The organism is Streptosporangium heterodermiicola (assembly GCF_051390675.1).
Taxonomy (GTDB): domain Bacteria; phylum Actinomycetota; class Actinomycetes; order Streptosporangiales; family Streptosporangiaceae; genus Streptosporangium.
In genome coordinates this window covers 25413-51954 of the sequence record NZ_JBPJSR010000009.1, presented here as the reverse complement: position 1 = coordinate 51954, position 26542 = coordinate 25413, and the positions used below count along the sequence as shown (strand labels likewise).

24 protein-coding genes are annotated in these 26542 nt (G+C 70.1%); 5 read left to right on the top strand and 19 right to left on the bottom strand.

Going from position 1 to position 26542, the window contains the following annotated elements; translation table 11 throughout:
* Positions 1 to 104 precede the first annotated feature (104 nt).
* Positions 105 to 1454, bottom strand: a complete 1350-nt coding sequence (locus ACSC1Q_RS20530) for a DUF1996 domain-containing protein (RefSeq protein WP_436760313.1) — start codon at positions 1452 to 1454, stop codon at positions 105 to 107.
* A gap of 366 nt (positions 1455 to 1820) precedes the next feature.
* On the opposite strand from ACSC1Q_RS20530, the gene ACSC1Q_RS20525 reads away from it, so the two are divergent.
* Both ACSC1Q_RS20525 and ACSC1Q_RS20520 read left to right on the top strand, forming a co-directional pair.
* The gene (locus ACSC1Q_RS20525) at positions 1821 to 4829 is read left to right on the top strand and encodes a discoidin domain-containing protein (protein ID WP_436760312.1); all 3009 of its coding nucleotides are present in this window, start codon (positions 1821 to 1823) and stop codon (positions 4827 to 4829) included.
* Between the two features lie 356 nt (positions 4830 to 5185).
* Complete coding sequence (locus ACSC1Q_RS20520; RefSeq protein WP_436760311.1) at positions 5186 to 5569, top strand: DUF4282 domain-containing protein; 384 nt, start codon at positions 5186 to 5188, stop codon at positions 5567 to 5569.
* 96 nt (positions 5570 to 5665) lie between these two features.
* Here the strand turns inward: ACSC1Q_RS20520 and ACSC1Q_RS20515 are convergent, their stop codons facing one another.
* From ACSC1Q_RS20515 to ACSC1Q_RS20500, 4 genes are all read right to left on the bottom strand, one after another.
* A complete protein-coding gene (locus ACSC1Q_RS20515; RefSeq protein ID WP_436760310.1) occupies positions 5666 to 5968 on the bottom strand; it encodes a YchJ family protein in 303 nt (100 codons plus the stop codon).
* A gap of 180 nt (positions 5969 to 6148) precedes the next feature.
* Complete coding sequence (locus ACSC1Q_RS20510; protein ID WP_436760309.1) at positions 6149 to 6478, bottom strand: hypothetical protein; 330 nt, start codon at positions 6476 to 6478, stop codon at positions 6149 to 6151.
* 115 nt (positions 6479 to 6593) lie between these two features.
* The gene (locus tag ACSC1Q_RS20505; protein WP_436760308.1) at positions 6594 to 7076 is read right to left on the bottom strand and encodes a DUF4240 domain-containing protein; all 483 of its coding nucleotides are present in this window, start codon (positions 7074 to 7076) and stop codon (positions 6594 to 6596) included.
* Between the two features lie 114 nt (positions 7077 to 7190).
* A complete protein-coding gene (locus tag ACSC1Q_RS20500) occupies positions 7191 to 8354 on the bottom strand; it encodes an acyl-CoA dehydrogenase family protein (protein ID WP_436760307.1) in 1164 nt (387 codons plus the stop codon).
* A 163-nt stretch (positions 8355 to 8517) separates the two neighbouring features.
* Between ACSC1Q_RS20500 and ACSC1Q_RS20495 the strand changes: the two genes are divergently transcribed.
* A complete protein-coding gene (locus tag ACSC1Q_RS20495; protein ID WP_436760555.1) occupies positions 8518 to 9819 on the top strand; it encodes a UDP-glucose dehydrogenase family protein in 1302 nt (433 codons plus the stop codon).
* Positions 9820 to 10471: 652 nt separating this feature from the next.
* Here ACSC1Q_RS20495 and ACSC1Q_RS20490 read toward each other — a convergent pair.
* The 4 genes from ACSC1Q_RS20490 to ACSC1Q_RS20475 form a co-directional block, all read right to left on the bottom strand.
* Positions 10472 to 10708 carry a DUF397 domain-containing protein gene (locus ACSC1Q_RS20490; protein WP_436760306.1) on the bottom strand — a complete coding sequence of 79 codons (237 nt, stop codon included), beginning with the start codon at positions 10706 to 10708 and terminating at the stop codon, positions 10472 to 10474.
* 595 nt (positions 10709 to 11303) lie between these two features.
* The gene (purE, locus tag ACSC1Q_RS20485) at positions 11304 to 11807 is read right to left on the bottom strand and encodes a 5-(carboxyamino)imidazole ribonucleotide mutase (protein ID WP_436760305.1); all 504 of its coding nucleotides are present in this window, start codon (positions 11805 to 11807) and stop codon (positions 11304 to 11306) included.
* Between the two features lie 160 nt (positions 11808 to 11967).
* Positions 11968 to 13080, bottom strand: coding sequence for a 5-(carboxyamino)imidazole ribonucleotide synthase (locus ACSC1Q_RS20480; RefSeq protein ID WP_436760554.1), 1113 nt, complete (start codon positions 13078 to 13080; stop codon positions 11968 to 11970).
* A 250-nt stretch (positions 13081 to 13330) separates the two neighbouring features.
* Complete coding sequence (locus tag ACSC1Q_RS20475) at positions 13331 to 14275, bottom strand: hypothetical protein (protein ID WP_436760304.1); 945 nt, start codon at positions 14273 to 14275, stop codon at positions 13331 to 13333.
* 294 nt (positions 14276 to 14569) lie between these two features.
* On the opposite strand from ACSC1Q_RS20475, the gene ACSC1Q_RS20470 reads away from it, so the two are divergent.
* Positions 14570 to 15133: a GtrA family protein gene (locus ACSC1Q_RS20470; protein WP_436760303.1), complete on the top strand. Its 564-nt coding sequence runs from the start codon at positions 14570 to 14572 to the stop codon at positions 15131 to 15133.
* A gap of 130 nt (positions 15134 to 15263) precedes the next feature.
* Here ACSC1Q_RS20470 and ACSC1Q_RS20465 read toward each other — a convergent pair whose 3' ends face one another.
* The 9 genes from ACSC1Q_RS20465 to ACSC1Q_RS20425 form a co-directional block, all read right to left on the bottom strand.
* Positions 15264 to 16508, bottom strand: a complete 1245-nt coding sequence (locus ACSC1Q_RS20465) for an ATP-binding protein (RefSeq protein ID WP_436760302.1) — start codon at positions 16506 to 16508, stop codon at positions 15264 to 15266.
* Positions 16509 to 16544: 36 nt separating this feature from the next.
* The gene (locus ACSC1Q_RS20460) at positions 16545 to 17213 is read right to left on the bottom strand and encodes a response regulator transcription factor (RefSeq protein WP_012888073.1); all 669 of its coding nucleotides are present in this window, start codon (positions 17211 to 17213) and stop codon (positions 16545 to 16547) included.
* A gap of 251 nt (positions 17214 to 17464) precedes the next feature.
* Positions 17465 to 17947, bottom strand: coding sequence for a bacterioferritin (gene bfr, locus ACSC1Q_RS20455; protein WP_350975370.1), 483 nt, complete (start codon positions 17945 to 17947; stop codon positions 17465 to 17467).
* Positions 17948 to 17962: 15 nt separating this feature from the next.
* Positions 17963 to 18142, bottom strand: coding sequence for a (2Fe-2S)-binding protein (locus ACSC1Q_RS20450; RefSeq protein WP_436760301.1), 180 nt, complete (start codon positions 18140 to 18142; stop codon positions 17963 to 17965).
* A 228-nt stretch (positions 18143 to 18370) separates the two neighbouring features.
* Complete coding sequence (locus ACSC1Q_RS20445) at positions 18371 to 18988, bottom strand: MBL fold metallo-hydrolase (RefSeq protein ID WP_436760300.1); 618 nt, start codon at positions 18986 to 18988, stop codon at positions 18371 to 18373.
* Positions 18985 to 20070 carry an S-(hydroxymethyl)mycothiol dehydrogenase gene (locus ACSC1Q_RS20440; RefSeq protein ID WP_436760553.1) on the bottom strand — a complete coding sequence of 362 codons (1086 nt, stop codon included), beginning with the start codon at positions 20068 to 20070 and terminating at the stop codon, positions 18985 to 18987. Before ACSC1Q_RS20440 ends, ACSC1Q_RS20445 begins: the two co-directional genes overlap by 4 nt.
* Positions 20071 to 20145: 75 nt before the next feature.
* Entirely contained in the window at positions 20146 to 21183 is a 1038-nt protein-coding gene (locus tag ACSC1Q_RS20435; RefSeq protein WP_436760299.1) for an adenylate/guanylate cyclase domain-containing protein, read from the bottom strand.
* A gap of 3 nt (positions 21184 to 21186) precedes the next feature.
* Positions 21187 to 21705, bottom strand: a complete 519-nt coding sequence (locus tag ACSC1Q_RS20430) for a PH domain-containing protein (protein ID WP_436760298.1) — start codon at positions 21703 to 21705, stop codon at positions 21187 to 21189.
* A gap of 33 nt (positions 21706 to 21738) precedes the next feature.
* Positions 21739 to 22563: a biotin--[acetyl-CoA-carboxylase] ligase gene (locus ACSC1Q_RS20425; protein ID WP_436760297.1), complete on the bottom strand. Its 825-nt coding sequence runs from the start codon at positions 22561 to 22563 to the stop codon at positions 21739 to 21741.
* A 153-nt stretch (positions 22564 to 22716) separates the two neighbouring features.
* Between ACSC1Q_RS20425 and fdhD the strand changes: the two genes are divergently transcribed.
* Positions 22717 to 23664: a formate dehydrogenase accessory sulfurtransferase FdhD gene (fdhD, locus tag ACSC1Q_RS20420; RefSeq protein ID WP_436760296.1), complete on the top strand. Its 948-nt coding sequence runs from the start codon at positions 22717 to 22719 to the stop codon at positions 23662 to 23664.
* Positions 23665 to 23882: 218 nt separating this feature from the next.
* Here fdhD and ACSC1Q_RS20415 read toward each other — a convergent pair whose 3' ends face one another.
* Entirely contained in the window at positions 23883 to 26519 is a 2637-nt protein-coding gene (locus tag ACSC1Q_RS20415) for a phosphoenolpyruvate carboxylase (protein ID WP_436760295.1), read from the bottom strand.
* Positions 26520 to 26542: the final 23 nt, after the last annotated feature.

Here is a 26542-nt window from a genome sequence, read left to right as displayed (position 1 = left end):
AAAAGCACGTGCCCGGCCCCGGCCCACGGGTGCCGGAGTCCGGGGCACCCGAGGCCGGAGCCGAGCACATGCGGTAGAGGAGGGTCAGGGAGGACCGGGAAAGGTCAGGGGAGCTCGAAGTTCTCCGTGAGGGCGGCGCCGCGGTGCGGCTTGTACAGGTCGTAACCGCGCGGGTTGCACTGGAGGCCACCGTTGATGCAGTGGGTCACCAGGGCGTCCAGGATGGCGGGGTTGTCCCAGGCGTTGAAGAAGTCGTAGTGCCAGGTGTAACCGCGCCCGCTGGCCAGCCGCGCCTGCGACAGGTCACCGCTGGCGGGGAAGGCGATCTTGAACTCCAGCATCGGCACCGCCACCGGGTGGCTGGGCGGGCAGTAGCCGCTGACGGGGTAGGACATGTGGGTCTTGTGGTTGGCGCTGTCGAGGTTGACGCCATCCCAGCAGCTCGGCGCCTGATAGCGGACGTTCACCTGGCTGCCCGCGACGCAGGACGTCGGGATGTCCCAGCTCTTGGAGATGTCGCCGCACTCGAAGCCCTCGACGGCGCCCGGGGAGTCACGGAACTCGGCGAGCGTCGCGGTCGGGCTGCCTACGACGAAGCGCAGGCCCTGCGGGAAGGGCTGCACCTCCCAGTAGTTGAGGATGCCGGACTTGTAGTAGATGACCTGGTTGCCGGTCGGCTCGATCAGCTGGGTGCCCTTGTAGAAGCTCGGGAACCAGTAGGCAGACCTGTCGTGCGGGTTGGTGCACGAGGTGCCGCCGCCGAGGAGCGACGACTGCGTGCTGTGCGCGTTGGTCGTCCTGTTGCCGACAAAGGTGTGCATGTGCGAGGCGCCGGGCAGGCCGGGGTAGATGATCGGGTCGTCGGGCCGGTTCGCCGTCGGGGAGCAGTTGGCCTGGAACTCGTGGTGCGTCACCTCGTCGGTGAACGTCGGCTTCGGCCTCGGGGTGACCGGGGAGCCGCCGGTGCCGTACACCTTGAACTCCCACAGCGAGTAGCCGTAGCCGGTGCCTCTGGCGGTGCCGTACAGCCGCACGTACCGGCCGGAGCCCGAGACGGTGAGGGTCTGGGTGCCGCCGGTGCCGGTGGTGGTCGAGTAGACGTCGGTCCAGGACGAACCGTTGGCCGAGGTCTGGATCTTGAACGACCTGCCGTACGCGCCCTCCCAGTTGAGGACGACCTGGGAGATCGTCGCGGTGCCGCCCAGGTCGACCTGGAGCCACTGCGGGTCGGCGGCGGCGCTGGCCCACCGGGTCGTGTTGTTGCCGTCGAAGGCGGCGCCGGCGCCGTAGCCGCCTCCCTCCGAGGAGGAGGCGGTCGCGGGCCGGCTCTGGGAGATCAGGCCGTCCGCCGCGCTGGCGGGGGAGATGATCGCCAGACCGGCCGCGACCAGCGCGGTGATCGCGGCGGCGACCAGTCCCAGTCGGAATCTGACTGGACTTCGGGATGGGCGCATTGCCTCTCCTTCAGTGGGGGGTGGCCGTTGGGAACGGCACAGGGAGAGCGCTCTCCTACGAGGTTGATCCCCCCTGTTGCGAATTGTCAAGACGACAGCCAACCCAATCTGAAACCCGCCGTTCACGTCACCGACACAGGGGCGCGCCCGTCTTCTCTTCGCGGACGTGTCAGTGGACGTGCGAGAAGGTGGTCTTTGAAGGGATATGTCCACTGGGAAGAAGTTTCCGGTGCGTGAGCAGCGCGTTTCGACCTCGCGGAAAGTAGGGCCTTGACACCGCTCGGCGCACGGGAGCACCCTCGGTTACGGAGAGCGCTCTCCCCCCTCGCCGTCCCCTGGCGGGCATCCCCCTTTCGAGGAGAGATCGTGTATCCAGCTCGTAGTTCGGGCCGCTTCCGGTTGGGCCTGGTCATCGCCGCTCTGGCGGCACTGGTCCTGTCCGGGCTGGCATTCACCGGCCCCGCGGCGGCGGCCGACGGCCTGCTGTCGCAGGGCAAGACGGCGACGTCCTCGTCATCCGAGGGCGCCGGTTACGTCGCGTCGCTGGCGGTCGACGGAAACCTGACGGGCACCCGGTGGGCCAGCGCGTTCAGCGACCCGCAGTGGCTCCAGGTCGACCTCGGCGAGACGGCCACGATCAGCCGGGTGGTGCTGACCTGGGAGGCCGCGTACGGCAGGGCCTTCAAGATCCAGACCTCGGCCAACGGCTCGTCCTGGACCGACATCTACTCGACCACCACCGGCACCGGCGGCACCCAGACCCTGGACGTGACCGGTTCCGGCCGGTACGTACGGATGCACGGCACCGCCAGAGGCACCGGCTACGGCTACTCGCTGTGGGAGTTCCAGGTCTACGGCAGCACCGGCGGCCCCCAGGAGCCTGAGGAGCCCGGGGAGCCCGGCACCTGGACCGAGGTGTGGCAGGACGACTTCAACGGCTCGGCCGGCACCTCCCCCTCGGCCGCCAACTGGATCCTGCGCACCGGCACCTCCTACCCCGGCGGCGCCGCCAACTGGGGCACCGGCGAGGTCGAGACCATGAGCGCCTCGACGGCGAACGTCTACCTCGACGGCACCGGCAACCTGAACATCAAGGCGATCAAGGACGGCGCGGGCAACTGGACCTCCGGCCGGATCGAGACCCAGCGCACCGACTTCGCGCCGCAGCCGGGCGAGCTGCTCAGGTTCAGCGCCCGGCTCAAGCAGCCCGACGTCGCGAACGCCCTGGGCTACTGGCCCGGCTTCCGCGCGACCGGCGCCGCCTACCGCGGCAACTACAACAACTGGCCGTCCGTCGGCGAGACCGACATCATGACCGGCGTCAACGGCCGCAACCAGCTGGCCAACACCCTGCACTGCGGCACCGCGCCCGAGGGCGTGTGCAACGAGTACAACGGCCGGACCAGCGGTTTCGCCACCTGTGACGGCTGCCAGACCGGCTACCACGAGTACGCCCAGGTCATCGACCGCACCAAGACCGACGAGGAGATCCGCTTCTACCTCGACGGCAGGCAGACCTGGGTCGTGCGCCAGAGCCAGGTCGGCGTCACCGCGTGGCGGGCGGCCCTGCACCACGGCTTCTACCTACGCCTCGACCTCGCCATCGGCGGCTCGCTGCCCAACGCGCTCGCGGGCGGCACGACGCCGACCGCCGCCACCACCTCAGGCGGCGTGCTCAGCGTCGACCGGATCTCGGTGGCCAAGCAGACCGGCACCACACCCACCGCGATGACCGACCCGGCGACCCCGGCCGGGCCGAGCGTCGTCAGGGTGACCGGCACGCAGGGCAACTGGCAGCTCCAGGTGAACGGCGCCCCGTACGTGGTCAAGGGCCTGACCTACGGCCCGCCGCAGGCCGCGGCCGACGGCTACATGCGCGACCTCAAGAACATGGGCGTCAACACGATCCGCACCTGGGGCGTCGACGACACCCACACCCCGGCGCTGCTGGACAAGGCCGCCCAGCAGGGCATCAAGGTCGTCGTCGGGCACTGGCTCAACCAGGGCGCCGACTACGTCAACGACACCGCGTACAAGACCAGCGTGAAGAACGAGATCGTCGCCCGCGTCAACGCCCTCAAGAACCGCCAGGGCGTGCTCATGTGGGACGTCGGCAACGAGGTCATCCTCACCATGCAGGACCACGGCCTGTCCGCCGAGGTGGTCGAGCAGCGGCGGGTGGCGTACGCGAAGTTCGTCAACGAGGTGGCGCAGGCGATCCACGCCGCCGACCCCAACCACCCGGTCACCTCCACCGACGCGTACACCCACGCGTGGACCTACTACAAGGCCCACTCCCCCGCCCTCGACCTGCTCGCGGTCAACTCCTACGGCGCCATCCACACCGTCAAGCCGGACTGGATCAGCGGCGGGTACACCAAGCCGTACATCGTCACCGAGGCCGGGCCCGACGGCGAGTGGGAGGTTCCCAACGACGTCAACGGCGTCCCCAACGAGCCGACCGACCTGCAGAAGCGTGACCAGTACACCGCGAGCTGGAACGCGATCAAGGGCCACCCCGGCGTCGCGCTCGGCGCGACCGAGTTCCACTACGGCCTGGAGAACGACTTCGGCGGGGTGTGGCTCAACACCACCACCGGCGGCTGGCGCAGGCACGGCTACCACTCGCTCAAGGCGGCCTACACCGGGCAGCCCTCGACGAACACCCCCCCGGAGATCACCTCGATGACGGTCGGCTCGCAGACCGCCGTCCAGGCCGGGAAGACCTTCACCGTCGAGGTCGCCGCGACCGACCCGAACAGCGACCTGATCCGCTACAACCTGATGTTCAGCAACAAGCACATCAACGGCAACCGGGGCTTCGACAACGTCAGGTTCGTCCAGACCGGCCCCGGCAGGTTCACGGTGACCGCGCCCGAGCAGATGGGCGTGTGGAAGGTGTACGTGTACGCCTTCGACGGGCACGGCAACGCGGGCATCGAGCAGCGGTCGTTCCGCGTCGTCCCGCCGACGGTCGCCGGGACCAACGTGGCGCTCGGCAAGCCGACCACCGCCTCCTCCTACCAGCCGACCGGCGACGGCGGCCCGTTCACCGCGAACCGGGCCACCGACGGCAGCTTCACCTCCCGGTGGGCCAGCGAGTGGGCCGACCCGCAGTGGATCCAGGTGGACCTCGGCGCGACCACCACCATCAGGCACGTCCAGCTCGGCTGGGAGGGCGCCTACGGCAGGGCGTACCAGATCCAGACCTCCACCAACGGCTCGACCTGGACCAACGTCCACTCCACCACGACCGGCGACGGCGGGTTCGACTCCGTCGACCTCAACGCGTCGGCCAGGTACGTCCGGGTGAACCTCACCCAGCGCGGCACGGCGTACGGCTACTCGCTGTGGGAGTTCGGCGTCTACAGCTAGGCGCGGTCAGTCAAACGCGGTCAGTTAAACGTGGTCAGTTAGGCGTCTGCAGCTAGGCGTGTTCAGTTAGGCGTGTTCAGTTAGGCGTGGACCGCACGCGGAGAGACCCGGCCCGGGAGGCACGTGCCCGGACCGGGTCTCTCTACGTCTCCACGCAGCCCTGGCGAGGGGGAGACGCGACCGCCACGCGGAGCGTGCCGGGGCCGGTGGGTGACCGAAGTCGTATCCAAGGCAGCTACAAGATCATCTTGAAATCATGCCCGCACCGGATTCGCCGTCCGTAACGCCGCAGGTCGTCGACCTCGCCGGACGGCGCCCTCCCACCCGCGACCACTCCCCCGATCATGGACGGAACGATGACCAGCCCCTATCAGATGCAGGACCCGCAGTACGGCCACGGACAGCACCCCCAGGCCGCCTACCAGCAGACGTACCAGCCCGCGCCCACGCAAAAGGGGTTCTTCGGCCGCCTTTTCGATTTCAGCTTCGACCACTATGTGACGACGAGCATCATCAAGGTCATCTTCACCGTCATCGTGGTGGTCCACACGCTGTGGATACTCGGGTTCTCGATCTACGCCTTCAGCACGAGCACGGCGGCCGGCGTCACCGCGCTCCTGCTCGCACCGATCACCTGGTTCCTCGCCATCCTGTTCACCCGCGTGTGGATGGAACTGCTGGTGATCATCTTCAAGATCAAGGAGGACCTGGGAGCGATCCGAGGTCGCGGCGGGTTCTGAGACGTCCGGCCCGGCGGTCACGTCCACTCCCGCGACGGCCGCCGGCACGGCGCCTGGACCGCGACGCGGTGAGACGCGGCTCCTAGATCGCTCCGACTAGATCGCTCCGACGTACACCCAGCCGCCCCCGTGCCGGGCGAAGCGGCTGTGCTCCTCCATGTGACCCGCCTCGCCGCGCTCGACGTAGTGGGCGCGGAAGCGGACGGTGCCCTCGGTGTGGAAGGAGCTGCCGCCGGTCGTCTCCAGCACCTCCAGGCGCGTCCACCGGACCGAGCCGTCGAGCTCGACGGCGGGTGGACGCGTCGACGGATGCCAGGTGCGGAGAAGATACCCGGCGTCCCCGACACCGAAGGCGCTGAACCGCGACCGCATCAGCGCCTCGGCCGTGGGCGCGGGCACCGCCCCCCGGTGCAGCCGCCCGCAGCAGTCCCCGTACGACGCGGGCAGCCCGCACGGACACGAGGCGGCGGACGCGGGAGTGGAACGGACTCGGGGTCGTGGATCACGTCGTGGCACGTCCCCCAGTATGCCCGCGCGCCCCACCAGGCCCGTTCCCGGCGCCCGCCTCGGCCAGGCGACCTACGAGACACGCCCCTGGCGCTCGTCACCGGCGTCGAAGAAGGTGTCGAGATACTTCTCCGGTTCGAGGTCGCTGTCCCTGATGAGGGAGAAGACCTCCGTGCCCGGCTCGATCACGTCGTCCGGCAGCCGGTACGCCCGGGCCAGCCCCAGATACCGCATCGCCCCGTCCGAGCCGTACTCCGCCGCCTCACGCTCCGCCATGACGATGGCCTGGTCGAACGAATCGGCCTTCCACAGCGTGACCCGTTCCTCGTAGGCGTCACGTGGCGACTCCCAGCGGAAGACACATCGGACGGAGTACCAGCCGGTGTCGGGTGAAGATCTCACCCCACCATGATGCAGGACGGCGGGCCCGCCCGGTTTCCGCTGAAGCGGCGACGGGACAGGGCACCGCCGCAGGCGTGACGCGCCTGCTCAAGGAGAGTGCCATCGGATGACTTCCTCATCGGACACCTCGGTACGCGGTCAGGCGGGGAAGTCCGCGGGCGAACTCCGTCTCGTCCCCGAAATCCCACTCCTCCCCGTCGAAGGCCGCACCGATGAGAGGGAACTTCCCGCGCACTCCCCGGGCGTGTACGGCGTCCCCCAGACGCACCACGTCCAGGCCCGTGGCCTTCTCGTAGGGACCGAACGTCACGTAGCCGAGGAGCTCGAACTCCGGTTCCTCCTCCGCCGACCACACGGGAAACTCGTCGTTGGCGAGTCTCTCGCGGCGTACCTCCAGCGGGCGCAGGAACTCGGGTAGTTCGATCACGCGATCCGGACCGGCCGCCACCTGTTCGAACGCCGCGCGTCCCAGGCTCACGAGCCATTTCACGAAGTACTCGAAGCCGTCCAGTGACCCCCATCTGGTGCCGGTCTCCCGGCCGGACCGCTCGATCAGTTCCCAGAAGGCGTTCTCGTCCATGAGACGTGATCTTGGCATTCACGGGCATCCGTGTACACGTCCGCGGCGCATGAGACCAGGGGACCTCCACCCGTCACGTGCGAAACCCGGTCCGCGGGCGTGTTCCGGACCGGGTTTCCGCTGCTTGGCGACCTACTTGAGGAGCTGCCTGGCCATCACCACGCGCTGGATCTGGTTCGTGCCCTCGTAGATCTGGGTGATCTTCGCGTCGCGCATCATGCGCTCGACCGGGTAGTCGCTGGTGTAGCCGTACCCGCCCAGGAGCTGGACGGCGTCGGTGGTGATCTCCATGGCGGCGTCGGAGGCGGCGCACTTGGCGGCGCTGGAGAGGAAGGTGAGGTCCTTCTGCGGCTCTCCGCGCATGGCCAGCTCGGACCTGGCCGCGGCGGCGTAGGTGAGCTGGCGGGCGGCCTCCAGCTTCATGGCCATGTCGGCGACCATGAACTGGACGCCCTGGAAGTCGGCGACGGCCTTGCCGAACTGCCTGCGCTCCTTGACGTAGCCGATCGCGTAGTCCAGCGCGCCCTGGGCGATGCCGAGCGCCTGGGCGGCGATGGTGATGCGGGTGTGGTCCAGGGTGGCCAGGGCGGTCTTGAAGCCGGTGCCGGGCTCGCCGATCATCCGGGACGCGGGGATCCGCACGTTCTCCAGGATGACCTGCCGGGTCGGGGAGCCCTTGATGCCGAGCTTGCGCTCCTTGGCCCCGAAGCTGACGCCCTCGTCGCCCTTCTCCACGACGAACGCGGAGATGCCCCTCGCCCCGGCGCCCGGCTCGGTGACGGCCATCACCGTGTAGTACTCCGACACCCCGGCGTTGGTGATCCACATCTTGGCGCCGTCGAGCACGTAGTGGTCGCCGTCGAGGACCGCGCGGGTCTTCATCGCGGCGGCGTCGCTGCCCGCCTCGGCCTCCGAGAGGGCGTACGAGAACATCGCGTCACCTCCCGCGACCGGCGTGAGGTAGCTCCGCTTGAGCTCCTCGGAGGCGGAGAGCAGCAGCGGGACGGTGCCGAGCTTGTTGACGGCGGGGATCAGCGAGGACGAGGCGCAGGCCCGCGCCACCTCCTCGATGACGATCACCGTCGCGAGGGCGTCGGCACCGGCACCCCCGTACTCCTCGGGGATGTGCACGGCGTGCAGATCCGCCGCGACGAGCGCCTTGTAGCTGTCCGCCGGGAACTCCGCGGTCTCGTCGGCCGCGGCGGCGTGGGGGGCGATCTTCTCGTCGGCGAGGGCGCGGACCGTCTCACGGAGCATCTCGTGCTCCTCGGGCAGTGCGTAGAGAGGGTAGCTCATGGGCAAATAGTAGGACGTCCAACAAAACCTGGAGCGCTCCACCCCAGGTGATATGTACCCCGGCGTTTGCGCAGGTGGCAAAGTGGAAGCGCCAGATGCCGGTACCCTGTCGGCAAAGAATTGGGCAGAACCGAAAGGAGCACCAGTGGCCTACCGCCTGACGATGGTGGGAACCGGATACCTCGGTGCGACGACGTCCGCGTGCATGGCCGAGCTGGGCTTCGAAGTCCTCGGCGTCGACGTGGACGCGGAGAAGATCGACCGCCTGCGGGCCGGCGATCTGCCCATCTACGAACCGGGTCTGCAGGAGATCCTGCGCCGCAACCTGGCCAACGGGCGGCTGCGCTTCACCACCTCGTACGAGGAGGCCGCGGCCTTCGGTGACGTGCACTTCCTGTGCCTGGGCACCCCCCAGAAACCGGGGGAGTACGCGGCCGACGTGTCCTACCTGGACGCCGCGATCGAGTCGCTCGCCCCCCACCTCGACCGCGAGTGCCTGATCGTCGGAAAGTCGACCGTCCCGGTCGGCACCGCGCAGCGCCTCGCCGACAAGCTGGCCAGGCTCGCCCCCATCGGCGCGGGCGCCGAGCTGGCCTGGAACCCCGAGTTCCTCCGCGAGGGCTTCGCGGTGAAGGACACCCTGCACCCCGACCGGATCGTGCTCGGCGTCGCCTCCGACAGGGCCGAGAAGGTCATGCGGGAGGTGTACGCCTCCATGCTGGCGATGGGCACCCCGATGGTGATCACCGACTACCCCACGGCCGAGCTGGTCAAGGTGGCCGCCAACGCCTTCCTCGCCACGAAGATCTCCTTCATCAACGCGATGGCCGAGGTCTGCGAGGCCGCCCACGCAGACGTCAAGCAGCTGTCCCTGGCGCTGTCCTTCGACGACCGCATCGGCGGCAAGTTCCTCAACCCCGGTCTCGGCTTCGGCGGCGGCTGCCTGCCCAAGGACATCCGCGCCTTCATGGCGCGGGCCGGCGAGCTCGGCGCCGACCAGGCGCTGACCTTCCTGCGGGAGGTCGACGCGATCAACATGCGCCGCCGCGCCCGCATGGTCGACCTGGCCCGCGAGCTGGCCGGGGGTTCCTTCCGAGGCTGTACGGTCGCGGTGCTCGGCGCCGCGTTCAAGCCCAACTCCGACGACATCCGCGACTCGCCCGCCCTGGACGTCGCCGTCAAGATCAGTGAGCAGGGGGGCCGGGTCACCGTCTACGACCCCGTCGCCCAGGAGAACGCCCGCAAGGCCCACCCCGGGCTCTCGTACGGCGCCTCAGCCCTCGACGCGGCCAAGAACGCCCACGTCGTGCTGCTGCTGACCGAGTGGCAGGAGTTCATCGCGATGGACCCCGAGGAGCTGGGTGCCGTGGTGGCCTCCCGCAAGATCGTCGATGGTCGCAACGCCCTCGACGCCGAGACCTGGCGGGCCGCCGGCTGGCACTACCGCGCCCTGGGCCGCCCCTGAGCACGGCCCTGGGCGCGGCCCGTCCCGTCGCGCCCCCCGTCCCGGACATGACAACGGGCTCCCGGTAGATACCGGGAACCCGCCGGGTAAGCGTCGACTTCTCAGAAATCACATGGGTCGCCATGGCCTTATCGCGTCACCAGCCCCAGTAGTACCAGCGGCGCCAGCGACGACGGCGCCAGCGGCGGCGGCGACGCCAGTAGGGATCGTGGGCGGGCCAGGCCCCTCCCGGGAACATTGAGATACCCATAGGGACGCCCCCCTTTCGCAGTAATCTCTCGGATATGACAATTACTACGATATGGGACATATCAACGCAAAACGGACAGAAGCCCTTCTAGATTAGTTATAGAAGGTTTTTGGTGGCCATTACGGTGAGGCCACTCTCGTCGTGGTGAATGCGCGATGCCTCGCGAAACCACTTCTTCCTGTGCGTTCGACAAAAGGGTCTTTACCCTCGCGAGAAACCCGCGGCCGCGCGGGCGAGCCCCGTGGGGGCCGCGTCTCCCGCCGGCCGACCTGGTACGCGACCCGATCGCGGCCATCGGGGAAAGCGCCGGGAGAGTCGCGGCTCGGGGAAAGCCCTGGAGACTCGCGACGAAGGCCCCTGCCTGTCCCGGTCCCATCTGGCCGGTTGCCGAACCGGCCGAGGTCAGTTGTCGAACTCGCCGAGCTTCACGCCCCCGACGAAGGCGTCCCACTCCGAGCGGGTGAAGAACAGCTTCGGCCCGTCGGGATTCCTGGAATCGCGCAATACGTAAAGAGAACCCGAACCGGCCTTGTGTCCCTCCGCGGGGGCCTCGACCACGGCCACCTCGACGCAGTTGCCACCGTCGTCCCCCTCCGGGGCCGCCCTGCGCCAGACGGCCTTGCTGAGGTCTGCTTCCACGTCGTCTCACCTTCGCTGTGTCGGCGGCCGCCCGGGGGCGGGGTCTTCGAGCGGATCGCCCCGCGACGCCGGCGCGCCTCCGTCACGTCCGGGAGCGACCCGTGACGTGCCCTGCGGCGACGGCCCGCAGAGCGCCGGGCTCCACGGACGGCGGCGGGCTCCACGGACGGCGGCTCCGCGAACGGCGGCGGGTTCCACGGACACAGTATCCGGACCGCCGGCGACGTCCGCAACGACAACCGTCCACACCGGCTTCGTCGACGTCACCGAGAACACCGCGCACATCACGCACATCACGCGCGACGCGAACGTCGAGAGCCCAGCCAGGCCCGACGACGCCTCCCCCGGGATCCGGGGGCGAGGCCGGCAGAGGCTAGCGTGCCGACACGGAACTCCCGGCGGAGTCGACGGGCTTCTGGCTCTCGCCGGCACCCAGACTGCCGAACACCGCCAGCACAGCCATCGTGAGTCCGAGGATGGCGCGGATAGCGTTCCTCATGGTTCTCGACCTCCAAGATATTTGAGGATTTTCCCCTTCCCTCCGCGTCCCCATCTATCCGCGATGCTGTCAAGCCATCGGTCAAAAGTGCTTATATCAGGCGCCGAGCTGGGCGGCCTCGGCCCGAAGTTTCTCGCCCTTGGCGTGAGCCTGATCCTTGAGCGCGCGCTGGAACGCCTCCATCCTCCCCCGCAGCCCCTCGTCGGCGGCGGCGAGGATCCGCACGGCCAGCAGGCCCGCGTTGCGGGCACCGCCGACGGCGACGGTCGCGACGGGAACCCCCGCGGGCATCTGGACGATCGAGAGGAGGGAGTCGAGGCCGTCGAGATACCTCAGCGGGACGGGGACGCCGATCACCGGCAGCGGGGTCACCGACGCGAGCATGCCCGGCAGGTGGGCGGCTCCTCCGGCACCCGCGATGATCACCTTCAGCCCGCGCCCGGCCGCCTCCGCGCCGTACGCGATCATCTCCTCGGGCATGCGGTGCGCGGAGACCACGTCGGCCTCGAACGCCACCCCGAACTCGGCCAGCGCCTCGGCGGCGAGTTTCATCACCGGCCAGTCGGAGTCGCTGCCCATGACGATGCCGACGGTGGTCATTGCGTCTCCTTGCCTCGCGGCCCGGGGGCCGCGCGCGTTCGCGGTGGTGCCGTGGTCCACGCCGGTACGGCGCGTCCGGCGGCGCGGGGGGCTCCGGAGGGTCCCGGCGCCCATTCTCTCGACGGCCCGGGGTTCCGGACGGACCGGCCGGCTCACCGGCTCAGGTGTATCTTCCCTCGGTGAGGTAGACGGCGGCGTGCCGGGCACGCGCGCGGACCTCGTCCAGGTCGGTGCCCATCGCGGTGACGTGGCCGATCTTGCGGCCCGGCCGCACCTCCTTGCCGTAGAAGTGGACCTTGATTCCCGGGTCGTGGGCCATCACGTGCTCGTACCGGGAGAAGATGTCGGGATCGTCGCCGCCCAGGAGGTTGGCCATCACCACGACGGGGGCGGTCGGCGCGGGCGACCCGAGCGGGAGGTCGAGGACCGCGCGCAGGTGCTGCTCGTACTGGGAGGTGCGGGCCCCGTCGATCGTCCAGTGGCCGCTGTTGTGCGGGCGCATGGCCAGCTCGTTCACCACCAGCCCCGAGGGGGTGGCGAACATCTCCACGGCGAGCAGCCCGGTCACGCCCAGCTCCTTGGCGATGGTGAGGGCGATCCGCTGGGCCACCGCGGCCCACTCGGGGTCGAGGCCGGGGGCGGGGGCGATCACCTCGACGCAGATGCCGTCGCGCTGGACGGTCTCCACCACCGGGTAGCTGACCCCCTGCCCGTGCGGCGACCTGGCGACCAGCACGGCGAGCTCACGCTCGAACGGCACGAACCCCTCGGCCAGCAGCGGCACGCCGGAGGCGAGGACCTCGGTCGCGTCGTCCGCGGAGCGGCAGATCCAGACCCCGCGCCCGTCGTAGCCGCCCCGGACCGCCTTGAGCACGACCGGCCAGCCGTTCTCCGCCGCGAACCCCTCGACGTCGGCGGCCGTCCCGACCCGCCGCCAGGGCGGGCAGGGAACGCCGATCGCGGTCAGCCGCTCACGCATCACCGCCTTGTCCTGGGCGTGGACGAGCGCGTCGGCCCCGGGACGCACGGCGAAGCCGTCGTCGGCCAGGGCCCGGACGTGCTCGGTGGGCACGTGCTCGTGGTCGAAGGTGACCGCGTCGCATCCCTTGGCGAGATCGCGCAGGTCGGCCAGGGACCGGTAGTCACCCAGACGCACATCGGCGATCACGCGGGCGGCGCTCTCGTCGGTCGAGTTGGCCAGGACCCGCAGCTCGATGCCGAGGGCGATGGCCGCCTGCTGTGTCATCCGGGCCAGCTGGCCCGCTCCGATCATGCCGACGACGGGGCCGATGGGACTGGCCAAAGAAGGGCTGCTCACAGCGGTTAAGTTTACTGTCACGCCGTACGCGGCCAGGCGGTGGGCGGACGGCAGGCCGCCGGAGGGCGGCGGAGGGCGGCGGCCGGGTGCCTGCCGGGGATCCACTGGGTCGGCCCGCCGCGCCGGCCGTACCGGTCCGTCACGCCGGCCGGGTCAGCCCGTCACGCCGGGCGGTCAGGTCGGTCCGCCGGGTCGGTCCTCCGGGTCAGCCCGTCGTGAGGGTGGCGAGGCCGCGGCGCATGCCGGTCGTGGCGAGTTCGGAACCGTTGCCGATGATCTCGGTGGCGACGAGCACGACCTCGGTCGCGGTCAGCTTCGCGGTTCTGGTCCTGCCGGTGAAACCGCGCAGGTCGGCCCTGCCGTAGATGGGGTGGGCCAGCGCGGAACGGCCCTGACGGGCTCTCTGCCGGTATTCGATCTCCAGGGCGTGGATGACCAGGGCGCCGCCGGTGGGCAGCAGCAGGGCGCGCTGGGGGCCGACGAGCAGGCGGACGTCGGCGGTGAGGCGGTCGGGCCGCACCTTCGGCGGGCGCCTGGCCAGGTCGTCGAAGAGACCGCGGATCGGGTCGCCCTTGGGGAAGGTCACCCCGCTCACCCCCGCCGGGTCGGTCAGGTAGGCCAGGTAGCGCTGCGGCACGAGACGGGCCTTGACCCCCGCGTCGGGGTCGTCGGCGGGGACCGCGCCCTCGGTCGGCTCGCGGATCTCGCCCTGGATCGGGATGGGTCCCGCGCCGAGCCGCCACTCGCCGCCCTCCTGGAGGAACAGGAAGTAGGCCGGGTCGGGCTCGCGGGCCAGGGCGACGAACCAGCGGTCCTCGCCGTCGACGCCGGGCAGGTACAGCTCCACGTCGCCGTAGGACTTCCTGGCGGGGGCTGGGCGGCCGTTCCGGGTCGCCTCACAGGCACGGCCGCCCAGCGCTCTCTCCGCCCAGGTGGTGAGCTTCTCGACGGTCGCGCAGTCCCGGTCGCGCCAGGCGTCGTCGAGCCTCTTCAGCTGCGCGAAGGCCTTGGAGGCCTCGGCGAGCTGCACCCCGGCGGACGCCTCGCGCGACGGGCCGATCTCGGGGGCGGTGCCCGGCGTGCCGCTCCGCGCGCCGCAGCCGGTCGTCATCGACAGACCGAGGATCAGGGCGAGGAGTCGGCGGCGCAAGGGTTGATCCCCGGGGTAGTGGCCGTCGCGTACGGCAGTCCGTCTGGACCGATCACGGGAGGTGAAAGTTTCAGGGACTTCCCGTGGTCTGGGGGATCAGCGTAACGCCAGCGCTCCCATTTATCCGGTGTTATGCGACATTCGGAGAAAAAGTCCCTGCTGACTGCTATGGACATCAACGGGTCAACCTCGCGCGGATCACGCCTCCTCACCGGTAGCCTGGCCCGAAGAGCGTTCGAGGTCCTCCGATGTGGCGGATCGGCAGCCGACCCCCGAAAGGACCGTGCAGGAACCGTGGAGTTTCTCCGAGGCGCCTACCGGCGGCTCGCCGAGCTGGCGCGAGAGCTGGCGAAGTTCGGGACGATCGGCGCGGTCGCCTTCGTGATCGACTACGGCGGCACCAACCTGCTCAGGTTCGGCCTCGACTGGGGACCGCTCACCTCCAAGGTCATCGCCACGATCGTCGCGGCCACCTTCGCCTACGTCGGCAACCGCTACTGGACGTTCAGGCACCGCGAGCAGAGCGGCCTGGCCCGCGAATACTTCCTGTTCTTCGTGCTCAACGGCATCGGCCTGCTGATCTCGCTGCTGATGCTCGGCTTCGTGACCTACACCCTGGGCCTGCAGGACGCGCTGAGCTACAACATCGCCCTGATCGTGAGCACCGCCCTCGGGACCCTGTTCAGGTTCTGGTCGTACAAGAAGTGGGTCTTCCTGCCCGGCGCGACACCGGCCGACGCCGTCCCCGGCACGCCACCGACCCCGCCCACGACACCGAACAGCCAGGTCAACGGCCACATGTATCTCCTGAACAAGACCCCGGAGGAGAACGCGCCGCCCCCCGGCCCGCGCCAGTAGGCTCCGGCCCCGCGCCGGTCTCCCGACTCCGGCCCCCCGGCCGGCGGGTGCGTCCGCCGGTGGCCGATCCCCGCCCGCGACCGGGAGCCGCACCCCGGAGAGCCGCACCCCGGAGCCCTCGGCGAAGCGCTCAGGCGGGCCCGCGCACGACGCGGTTCCTGCCCGGCTCGCCCACCTGGCGCAGGAAGAACGCGAACGCCGCCGGACGCGCCCGTACGAGCTCCAGGCGCCCCCCGTCGGCGGCGGCCAGCGTCCTGGCGAGGGGCAGGCCGAGACCCGTGCTGCCGCGCCCGCTCACGTTCCGTTCGAAGACCCTGGGGGCGAGCTCGTCGGGGATGCCGCTCCCCTGGTCCGCGACCTCGATCACGATGGACCTGTCCCTGGCGCTGGTGGTCACCGTCACCGTGCCGCCGCCGTGTTCCAGCGAGTTCTCCAGCAGGGTGGAGACCACCTGGCCGATGCCACCGCCGGTGCCCAGGGCCTGGAGGCCGCGCGTGCCGATCAGGCTCAGCCGCCGCCCGGCCCTGCGGAACGCCGGGCCCCACTCGATGAACTGCTGATCGAGCAGCACGTCGAGCTCGACGATCTCGGACTGCGCCTGACGCTGCCGTCTGGCGGTGGCCAGCAGCTCGTCGATCACGGCGGTGAGCCGCTCGGCCTGCACGATGGCGGCCTCGCCCTCCTCCTTGACGATTCCCGGCTCGTCGGCGGCGGCGACGATCTCCTCAAGTCTCATGGTCAGGCCGGTGAGCGGGGTGCGGAGCTGGTGGGAGGCGTCGGTCGCGAACTCCCGCTCCCTGGCCAGGAGGTCGGAGATGCGGGTCGCGCTGCGGTCGAGCACCTCGGCCACCCGATCGAGCTCCTGGATGCCGTAACGGTGCTTGCTCGGTCTGGCGTCACCGGAACCGAGCCGCTCAGCGATCATCGCAAGGTCGCTGAGCGGTAACGTCAGGCGGCGCGACTGCACTATGGCGAGCCCGACCGCGACCGCGAGGGCAGCGGCGGCGAGTCCCAGTATGAGGAACAACCACGCGCGAACCTCACGCTCCACTCCCGTCTTGTCCCGGCTGACCGCGACGTACACGCCGTTCTCCGACTGCGCGTCCTCGGTCATCTTCTGGCTCTCGGGGGGCTCGGTGCCCACCGTGATCACCTGGGGGGGCGTCCCCTTCGCGTAGATCTGGATGTAGAGATCGGAATACTTGCGTTCGAGCTGTTGCTCGTCGACGGGCTGGTCTTGGATCCGGGCGTACTCGACCTCCCCGAGCAGGCTTTTGGCATGGGAGGAGAGTTCCTGGGTCGCCTCCTCCTCGATGAGCCGGTTGACCGCCACACCGAGGGGAATGCCGAGCAGCAACACCCCGATGACCGCCACGAGGAGAGTTGAGGAGAGAAGACGGCGGCGCATCTCCTACTCGCGCTCGAACCTGAAGCCGACTCCTCGAACGGTTGTGATGTATCGGGGCTTGGCGGCGTCGTCACCGAGTTTCCGGCGGAGCCACGAGATGTGCATGTCCAGGGTCTTGGTCGAACCCCACCAGTTGGTGTCCCACACCTCGCGCATGATCTGCTCTCGGGTGACCACCTTTCCGGCGTCGCGGACCAGGACCCTCAGCAGGTCGAACTCCTTTGTGGTCAGATGCAGCTCCTTGTCTCCCATCCACGCGCGACGGGAGTCGGCGTCGATGCGCACGCCCTGGACCACGGGCGTCTCGGACGTGCCGCGCCGCAGCAGCGCGCGGACGCGCGCCAGCAGCTCGGCGAGGCGGAACGGCTTGGTCACGTAGTCGTCGGCCCCGGCGTCGAGGCCCACCACCGTGTCGACCTCGTCGACGCGGGCGGTGAGGATCAGCACGGGAGTTCCGTGACCCTCGGCACGGATGCGCCGGGCCACCTCCAGGCCGTCCATCTCGGGCAGGCCCAGGTCGAGAACGATCAGGTCGATGCCACCTGACAGCGCCCGCTCCAGAGCCTGCGGGCCGTCAGGGCTCACCTCTACTTGATAACCCTCGCGGCGCAGGGCTCGAGCCAGCGGCTCGGAAATCGAGGTGTCATCCTCGGCGAGTAGTACACAGGTCATGTTGCGATCGTAGGACCTTAGGGGATCGTTTCCCGGGTACAGCGCGCGGTTTGACTCGTCGTTGACCTATCCATTGACCTGGGCAAACACTGATAAATCCCGGATAGTCATCCCGCAACGGCCGGGGGCCACGGAGTAGGTCTCCCGCATTGGAAGTCCCTCGAAAGCACAGGCCCACCAAAGGATCGACGGACAAAGCAGAACACGCCCTACCGGAAGGGATCCGGCGGGCGTGTTCTGCTCGATTCACCTCAAGACGCCGACGGCGGCTCGGTGTAGCGGGCGAGGTAGAGCTGCTCCCCAAGGCTCCCGATGAGACCCAGCTCGGTCTCCAGGTAGTCGATGTGGTGCTCCTCGTCGGCGAGGATCTCCTCGAAGAGGCGGGCCGAGGTGGCGTCGCCCTTCTCCCGCATCAGGGTGATGGCCGGCTTCAGCCGGGTGACCACCTCAAGCTCGACGTCCAGGTCGGCGCGGAGCTGCTCGGCGACGGTCTGGCCGATGTGCAGGGTGCCCAGCTTCTGGTAGTTGGGCAGTCCTTCGAGGAAGAGGATGCGGTCGGTCAGCTTCTCCGCGTGGCGCATCTCGTCGATGGACTCTTCGCGGGTGTATTTGGCCAGCCTGGTATATCCCCAGTTCTCCTGCATCTTGGCGTGCAGGAAGTACTGGTTGATCGCGGTCAGCTCCGCGGTCAGCTGCTCGTTGAGCAGTTCGATGATTTTCTTGTCGCCCTGCATGGCGGGCTCCTCGTGCTATGCGGTCGGCATCAAATCTTCGGACCGCTTTAGGATCGCACAGATTTTTCGCACGCAAGAAGCGCAGTCGCCACCGGCACCCGTGGCATCGCGGATCTGGCGCGCGCTCCTGGCACCTGCCGAGATGCAGTCGTGCACCTCGTTCTCGGTGACCGCGCGGCAGACGCATACGTACACGGGGATGCGACCTCTCTGGAGACTACCATAGGTTAGGCACACCTAAGCTAACTCATTTGGTAAGGCTTGCCTATGTGAAGTGGGACACACATTCTTAATATCGTCGTCACGAGCACGAATTTCCCGCCGGAAACGCGAACGCGCCCCGGCGAAAACCGGGGCGCGTCGAACGCCGGCCGGCCACGAAACGTGGATCGGCGACGAAAAGCGGATCAGCGGATCAGCGGATCAATGGCCTCTGGCCAGCCATTCCTCCAGGTGCCCCGACTCCGCGCCGATGGAGGTGGAGGCGCCGTGGCCGGTGTGCACGGCCGTCCCCGGCGGCAGGGCGAGCAGGCGCCCCTTGATCGACTCGATGATCGTGTCGAAGGAGGAGAAGGACCTCCCCGTCGCGCCGGGACCGCCGTTGAACAGGGTGTCGCCGGTGAAGACCGCGCCGATGTCGGCCCCGTACAGGCAGACCGCGCCCGGGGCGTGGCCCGGCGTGTGCAGCACGGTCAGCTCGATCCCCCCGGCCGAGAGCACCTGCCCGTCCTCCAGCGGGGTGTACGGCAGGTCGGGGTAGACCATCTCCCACAGCACCTGGTCGGCCGGGTGGAGCAGGATCGGCGCGCCCGTCCGCGCGGAGAGGTCGGCCGCCGCGTCGATGTGGTCGTTGTGCGCGTGGGTGCAGACGATGGCCCTGACCTCGCGATCACCGACCCGCTCGGCGATCGCGGCGGCGTCGTGCGCGGCGTCGACGACGACGACCTCGCTGGCCGAGCCGACGATCCAGACGTTGTTGTCGACGTCCCACGTCCCGCCGTCCAGCGAGAACGTGCCGGAGGTGACGACCCTGTCGATCACAGGACCACCACCGAGCGCAGGACCTCGCCGCGGTGCATCTTGGCGAAGGCGTCCTCGACGTCGCCGATGCCGATCGTCTCGGAGACGAAACGGTCGAGGTCGAGCCGCCCCTGGCGGTAGAGGTCGATGAGCATGGGGAAGTCGCGGCTGGGCAGGCAGTCGCCGTACCAGGAGGACTTCAGCGCGCCGCCGCGCCCGAAGACGTCGAGCAGCGGCAGCTCCAGCGTCATGTCCGGGGTGGGCACCCCGACCAGGACCACGGTCCCGGCGAGGTCGCGGGCGTAGAAGGCCTGCTTGTAGGTCTCGGGGCGGCCGACCGCCTCGATGACCACGTCGGCGCCGTTGCCGCCGGTGAGCTCCTTGACCGTCTCGACCACGTCGGCGGTGCGGGAGTTGACCGTGTGGGTGGCGCCGAAGTCCTTGGCCCAATCGAGCTTGCGGTCGTCCACGTCCACCGCGATGATCTTCGAGGCGCCCGCGAGCCTGGCCCCCAGGATGGCCGCGTCACCGACGCCGCCGCACCCGATGACCGCCACGCTGTCGCCGCGGGTCACCCCGCCGGTGTTGATCGCGGCGCCGATGCCGGCCATCACGCCGCAGCCCAGCAGCCCGGCCACCTGGGCCGGTGCCAGCGGGTCGACCTTGGTGCACTGCCCGGCCGCGACCAGGGTCTTCTCGACGAAGGCGCCGATGCCCAGGGCCGGGCTGAGCGGCGTGCCGTCCTCCAGGGTCATCCTCTGGGTGGCGTTGTGGGTGTTGAAGCAGTACCACGGACGGCCCCGCAGGCAGGCCCGGCAGTCACCGCACACGGCCCGCCAGTTCAGGATCACGAAGTCACCGGGGGCCACCTCGGTGACGCCCTCGCCGACGGCCTCGACCACCCCGGCCGCCTCGTGGCCGAGCAGGAACGGGAACTCGTCGTTGATGCCGCCCTCGCGGTAGTGCAGGTCCGTGTGGCAGACGCCACAGGCCTGGACCGTCACCACGGCCTCGCCGGGGCCCGGATCGGGCACGATGACGGTCTCCAGCGAGACGGGCTCGCCCTTGCCACGCGCGACCACGCCTTGCACGGTGTACGGCATGTCCTGCACCTCATCTGTCATGGTTTCGGCCCTCGCGGGCCCGCTTACCGGTCGGACGGCCCTGGGGCGCCGGCCTCAATGATTACCAGCCCTGCGTAGCACGTACGGCTGCACCACCCCAAGGCCTCGGGCCGGCCGCTGGCGGATGCGGCCGACCTCGACGCCCGGCGTGTCCCTCAGCGCCTCGGCCAGCCTGTCGTCGGCGACGACGGTGCCGGGGCGGGCGATGGCGGTGAGCCTGGCCGCCAGGTTCACCGTGGTGCCGAAGACGTCGCCCATGATCGGCAGCACCGGGCCGTACGCCAGCCCGATCCGCACGTCGGGACCGTACTGGCGGATCGCGCCGACCAGGTCCAGGGCGATCGTCGCGGCCGTCCGCGGGTCGGCCGCGGTGAAGAACACCTCGTCGCCGAGGGTCTTGACCATCCGCCCCCCGTGCTCGGCGACGACGTCGGAGGCCCGCGACTCGAAGCCCTCGACCAGCTCGGCCAGGCCCCGTTCGTCCAGCTCGCGGGAGACCCTGGTGAAGGAGACCAGGTCGGCGAAGCCCACCGCGAGGGTGAGCCTGGCCGGCACGATCTCGTCGGTGAGGTCGGCGAGCGTCAGCAGGCGGGTCCCGGCGGCGGCGAGCTGGGCGCGCCAGACGTGGACCAGCACCTTCTCGAAATCGGGGAGCAGCCGGCGCGAGGTCTCCATGACCGCCGCCAGGTCCTCGTCCGTGGGCCGGCGGCCGGGGTCGAGCATGGCGCCGATCATGATCTCGGCCTGCCACTGGGCGAGCCTCGCCGTCGTCTGGCCGAGCGCCCTCGACATCCGGATGACGGTCCGGTCGTCCAGCAGGCCGCTCTCCATCATCGTCCTGACCCGCTCCAGCACGGCCACGTCCGCGTCGGTGAAGGCCACGGTGTCGTCGGGGAGCGTGGCGAAGCCCAGCGCGCGCCAGATCCGCTCGGTGAGCTCCTGCGGCACCCGGGCCAGGCTCGCCACCTGGATCCGGGTGTACTGGGGAGAACCTCCGACGAAGAGGCGCTCGATCCGCTCGGCCGTCGGGCGCCCGGCGGGGACCTCCGTCTCGTCCCCGCCCTCCCCCGGGCCCGGGAGGTCACGCCCCATGGGTCACCGCCCGCCGGGTTCCGAGGGCTCCCCGTCGGCCGCGTCGTCGATCGCGCGGAACAGCTCGGCCCGCACCTCCTGGATCCGGGGGATGTCCCGCAGCGTGATCCGGCCGTGGTCGCCCGCCGACTCGACGACCAGCGTGCCGCAGCCGAAGAGCCTCTCCACGAGGGTCTGGTCGGCGCTGACCGTGTTCACCTTGGTCATCGGGATGTCGTCGACGGACGTGTTCAGCACCCCCGTGCCGATGGTGAACCGGTGCGAGGTGAGGACGTACGAGGTGTTCTTCCAGCGCAGGTACGGGATGAACGACCACACGGTCAGCAGGACGACGGCGACCACGGCCACCGCGATGAGCGCGTAGGACCGGTACTCGAAGTCGGGCATGAGGAAAAGGGCGGCGCCGGACCCCACGATGATCAGGATCAACGCGAGGAACGGGCCGATAAGTCGCTTCCAGTGAGGGTGGAACGACCTGATCCGTCGCTCCCCCTCCGTCATGTGGTGATCGGGTAGACCCATGGGGCAAATCGTGGCACGCCCGCACGCCCCACGTCATGAGCTGTGGGGTCGAACATGCACGACGTCGCCCGCGCTGAGCGTGTGCTCCTCTCCCCTGGAGCCGACGACCAGGCGTCCGGCGCGGTCGACACCGGTGGCGGTGCCGGTGAGCACCCGCTCGCCGGGCAGCTCCACCCTGACCTCCCGCCCGATTGTGGCGCTGACCGCGAGGTAGGCGGCCCGCAGGCCGCAGGCCTCGACGTCGCCGTTCGCCTCCGACCACTCGCGGTAGTGGGTCTCGATCTCCCGGAGCACCGCGCGCAGGATCGGATCGCGGTCGGCGCAGGCGGCCCCCTCGATGGCCAGGGAGGTGGCGGTCTCCACCGGCAGCTCCTCGGGGCGCACGCTCACGTTGAGCCCGACGCCCACGATCACCGCGCTGTCGATCCGCTCGGCGAGCACCCCGGCGAGCTTGCGCTCGCCGATCAGCAGGTCGTTGGGCCACTTGAGGCGTACGTCGACCTCGGCGACCTTCCGCACGGCCGACGCGACCGCCAGGCCGACGAGCAGGGGGAGCCATCCGTGCTCGGACAGGGGCGGGTCGGGACGCAGGAGGATCGAGAACGTCAGGCTCGAACGAGGTGGAGCGCTCCAGACACGGCCGAGCCTGCCACGTCCGGCGAACTGGGACTCGGCGACGACGACGGCGCCCTGCCGCGCGCCGTCGCGGACGGCGTGCGCGAGATCGGCGTTGGTCGATCCGGTCCTGTCGACCACGGAGATGCCGGACCAGAGTCCACCGGGACGGACCAGCGCGCGGGTGAGCGCCGCCTGGGAGAGCGGCGGGCGGTCGAGATCAGTGAAGGGCGAGTCGAGCACTTAGCCATCTTGCCTCCACTAACGACCCCCTGTTACCGAATTAATCCAATGACCAGGGAATACTGTTATCGAAGTCTGGGTCGGCGGGCAAGGTCCGGCTTTCTGACGGGGCGGGAAACCGTTCAGACGGCGGCGAAAAGAGATTATGAACGCATGAGCAGACATCTCCCCGCGCGGAGCGGTGCCGACGTGGCCGACGTGGCCGGTGTGAAGGACGCTCCGGGCTCCGAGGTGGATCCGGGCTCCGAGGTGGTGGAGGTCGTGCGGAGGCCGGGGCCCACCACCCGGGCGCGGGTCGGGCAGATGCGGTCGGGGACGATCCGCGAGCGCCGGGACGACCTGGCCACCGAGGAGCCGCTGGAGATCCGCATCCAGGCGGGCGAGGAACGCCGCACGGTCGCGATCACCATGCGCACCCCGGGCCACGACTTCGAGCTGGCCGCCGGGTTCCTGTACGGCGAGGGCGTCGCGGCACCGGCGGACATCGGGGCCATCGCCTACTGCACCGACGAGGACGTGCCCCCGGAGGCGCGCTACAACACGGTGACCGTACGGCTGCGCGGCGACGGGCTGCCCGACCTGCCCTCGCTCGACCGGCACTTCATGACCTCCAGCGCGTGCGGCGTCTGCGGTACCGCCAGCCTCGACGCCCTGCGCGGCCGCTGCTCGCCGCTGCCCGGCCAGGAGGACGTGCTGGTCTCCCCCGAGGTCCTGTACGGCCTGCCCGGCAGGCTGAGAAGCGCCCAGGGGATCTTCGGCAAGACCGGCGGGCTGCACGCGGCCGGTCTGTTCACCGCCGGGGGCGAGCCGCTCGCGGTCCGCGAGGACGTGGGGCGGCACAACGCGCTGGACAAGCTGGTCGGCTGGGCCATGATGACCGGGAGGCTGCCGCTGGGCGGTCACGTGCTCATGGTCAGCGGGCGGACCAGCTACGAGATCATGCAGAAGGCCCTCACCGCGGGCCTGCCGGTCGTCTGCGCGGTCTCCGCGCCGTCCTCCCTCGCCGTCGACCTGGCCAGGGAGTTCGGGATGACGCTGGTCGGCTTCCTGCGTGAGGAGCGCTTCAACCTCTACGCGGGCGCGCACCGCATCGGCCCCTGAGCCGCCGCCCGCACCCCGCCCCTCAGGGCATCTCAGATCGAGCCCCGCTCCCCTGAACACCTCAGACCGTCCCGTACCGGCCCTGAGGTGCCCGCTCCGGCCCCTAAAGAGCACTCCTGGCCGGATAGTTCATCCCCGTCCCGAATCGCCGGTATCGGCTTCTGAGCCGTCCACCCGGGCCGGAAGGGTCCCGGGCGGACGGCTCGCGGATCAGCGGATCATCCGGTGTTCTGCAGGCCCGCCGCGACGCCGTTGACCGACAGGAGCAGCAGCGTGGACAGGCGCTCGCGCTCGTCCTCCGACAGCCCCTCGTCGGCGCGGAGGGTGGACAGGGCGCGCAGCTGCAGGTGGGAGAGCGCGTCCACGTACGGGTCGCGGAGCTGCACCGCGCGGGACAGGACCTTGCGGTCCTCCAGCAGCCGGGCGTGGCCGGTGATCTCCAGGACCAGGCGGCGCGTCAGGTCGTACTCGGTCAGGACCTGCTCGACGAAGTCGTCCCTGGCGCCGAGCGCGAGGTAGCGGGCGGCGATGTCGCGGTCGGTCTTGGCCAGCGACATCTCCACGTTGTCCAGCAGCGAGGCGAACAGCGGCCACTCGCGATAGGCGGCGCGCAGCTCGTCCAGGCCCGCCTCGGAGATCACCGCCTCCAGGCCGCTGCCCAGGCCGTACCAGCCAGGCAGGTTGACCCGGGTCTGGGCCCAGGCGAACACCCACGGGATGGCCCGCAGGTCGTCCAGGGAGCGGGGGGCACCGAGGCCGCGCCGGGCGGGGCGGGAGCCCAGGCGGAGCGAGCCGATCTCCTCCAGCGGGCTGACCAGGGAGAACCACTCGGGGAAGCCGGGCGCCTCGGTGAGCCGCCGGTAGGCCTTCTCCGAGGCGGAGGCGACCTGCCCGGCCACGCCGCGGAAGCGCCCCGCCGCGTCGGCCGTACGGGCCTCGATGGACGGGGTGGAGGCGAGCAGCACCGCCGAGGTGACCTGCTCCATGTGGCGGCGGGCGATGGCGTCGTGGCCGTAGCGGGCGAAGATGACCTCACCCTGCTCGGTGACCTTGAACCTGCCGCCGACCGACCCCGGGGCCTGCGCGAGCACGGCCCGGTTGGCCGGGCCGCCGCCCCGGCCCAGGGCGCCGCCCCGGCCGTGGAACAGCGTCAGCGGCACGTCGTGCTCGATCGACCAGGCGGCCAGCTCCTCCTGGGCCTCGTACAGCTTCAGGGTCGCGGCGGCCGGGCCGAGTTCCTTGGCGGAGTCGGAGTAGCCGAGCATGACCTCCAGGCGCCGGTCGGCGGCGAGCCTGGCCTGCACGGCCGGGATCTCCAGCATCCCCGACAGCACGGTGGGGGCGGCGGCCAGGTCGGCGCCCGACTCGAACAGCGGGACCACGTCGAGCCGGGGCGCCCTGTCGCCCAGCGCGTGCGCGGCCAGCGTGTGGACCGCGGCGATGTCGTCGGCCGAGCGGGTGAAGGAGACGACGTAGCGGGAGCAGGCGGTCACCCCGAACCGCTCCTGGATCCAGGCGATCGTGCGGATCGTGGCCAGGACCTCCTCGGTCCGCTCGGAGGTGCGCCCGGCGGCGATGTCCTCCAGCGCGGCGGCGTGGACCTGCGAGTGCTGGCGGACCTCCAGCTCGGCCAGGTGGAAGCCGAACGTCTCGACCTGCCAGATGAGGTGCTGCAACTCCCCGTACGCCTGCCGGTTCGCGCCGGACTCGACCAGCGAGTCCTGGGCGGCGCGCAGGTCGGTCAGGAGCTCCTCGGGCGAGCGGTAGGCCAGGTCGAGGCCGCGCTGCCGGGTGGCCGCGATGCGGGCGGCGACGAACATCAGCCACTGCCGGTGCGGCTCCCTCGGGGAGCGGGTGGCCATCTCCGAGACCACGTCGGGATGGTCGTTCACCGCGCTCGACAGCGCGGCCCGCAGCCCGGCGGAGGCGGGGGTGTAGTCGGCGGTGAGGGTGAGGGAGCGGCCGATCCTGAGCGTGGCGTTCTCCAGGGCGATCAGCACGTGCTCGGCCTGGATGAGCACGGCGTCCCTGGTCACCTTGGAGGTGACGTTCGGGTTGCCGTCGCGGTCGCCGCCGATCCAGCTGCCGTACCTGATGAAGGCGCGGGCCCGCGGCTTCCCGGTGCCGGCCCCGCCGCCGAGCGCGGCGTCCAGGGCGCGGTAGACCTGCGGGACCACCCGGAAGAGGGTCTCGTCGAAGGCCGCCATCGCGGTGCGGACCTCGTCCAGCGGGTCGAGCTTGGTGGACCGCAGCTGGGCGGTCCGCCACAGCAGGTCGATCTCCTCCAGCAGCCGCCGCCGGGTCTCCGCCCGCTCGGCCGCGCCCCTGTCGGAGCTGTTGTACGCGGCGAGCTGGCCGCTGATGCGCTGGATCGCGGTGACCACGGCGCGCCTGCGGGCCTCGGTGGGGTGCGCGGTCAGCACGGGGTGCAGGCGCAGCCCCTCGACCAGGTCGGCGACCTTGCCGTCGCCGAGCTCCTGGACGGCCTGGGCCAGGGACTCCGGCAGCGGCTCCTCGCCGGTGTCGCGGACCCGCAGGGTGCGGATCCTGAAGTGCTCCTCGGCCAGGTTCGCCAGGTGGAAGTAACAGGTGAACGCGCGGGCGATCTGCACCGCGCGGTCGATCGGCCACTCGGCCACCATCGCGGTGATCTCGTCGACCGACACCTGCTTTCTGCGGGCCCCGATGACGGCCTTTCTCAGCCGTTCGACATCGGCGAGCAGGTCATCGCCGCCATGCTCGGCGATGACCTGCCCCAGGAGCTCGCCGAGCAGTCGCACGTCCGCGCGCAGCTCGTCGGGCATCTCGGTGACAGCGGTGGAACGCTCTGCCTGATGGGACACGGTGGCGGGCATGCCCGCCAGCGTACCCAGTCCGT

Excerpts from the sequence above, each read along its gene's own strand:
- ACSC1Q_RS20530 (WP_436760313.1), bottom strand. The coding sequence starts at position 1,454 with ATGCGCCCATCCCGAAGTCCAGTCAGATTCCGACTGGGACTGGTCGCC.
- ACSC1Q_RS20520 (WP_436760311.1), top strand. The coding sequence starts at position 5,186 with ATGACCAGCCCCTATCAGATGCAGGACCCGCAGTACGGCCACGGACAG.
- ACSC1Q_RS20505 (WP_436760308.1), bottom strand. The coding sequence starts at position 7,076 with ATGCCAAGATCACGTCTCATGGACGAGAACGCCTTCTGGGAACTGATC.
- ACSC1Q_RS20500 (WP_436760307.1), bottom strand. The coding sequence starts at position 8,354 with ATGAGCTACCCTCTCTACGCACTGCCCGAGGAGCACGAGATGCTCCGT.
- ACSC1Q_RS20495 (WP_436760555.1), top strand. The coding sequence starts at position 8,518 with ATGGTGGGAACCGGATACCTCGGTGCGACGACGTCCGCGTGCATGGCC.
- purE (WP_436760305.1), bottom strand. The coding sequence starts at position 11,807 with ATGACCACCGTCGGCATCGTCATGGGCAGCGACTCCGACTGGCCGGTG.
- ACSC1Q_RS20480 (WP_436760554.1), bottom strand. The coding sequence starts at position 13,080 with ATGATCGGAGCGGGCCAGCTGGCCCGGATGACACAGCAGGCGGCCATC.
- ACSC1Q_RS20460 (WP_012888073.1), bottom strand. The coding sequence starts at position 17,213 with ATGACCTGTGTACTACTCGCCGAGGATGACACCTCGATTTCCGAGCCG.
- bfr (WP_350975370.1), bottom strand. The coding sequence starts at position 17,947 with ATGCAGGGCGACAAGAAAATCATCGAACTGCTCAACGAGCAGCTGACC.
- ACSC1Q_RS20440 (WP_436760553.1), bottom strand. The coding sequence starts at position 20,070 with ATGCCGTACACCGTGCAAGGCGTGGTCGCGCGTGGCAAGGGCGAGCCC.
- ACSC1Q_RS20435 (WP_436760299.1), bottom strand. The coding sequence starts at position 21,183 with ATGGGGCGTGACCTCCCGGGCCCGGGGGAGGGCGGGGACGAGACGGAG.
- ACSC1Q_RS20430 (WP_436760298.1), bottom strand. The coding sequence starts at position 21,705 with ATGGGTCTACCCGATCACCACATGACGGAGGGGGAGCGACGGATCAGG.
- fdhD (WP_436760296.1), top strand. The coding sequence starts at position 22,717 with ATGAGCAGACATCTCCCCGCGCGGAGCGGTGCCGACGTGGCCGACGTG.
- ACSC1Q_RS20415 (WP_436760295.1), bottom strand. The coding sequence starts at position 26,519 with ATGCCCGCCACCGTGTCCCATCAGGCAGAGCGTTCCACCGCTGTCACC.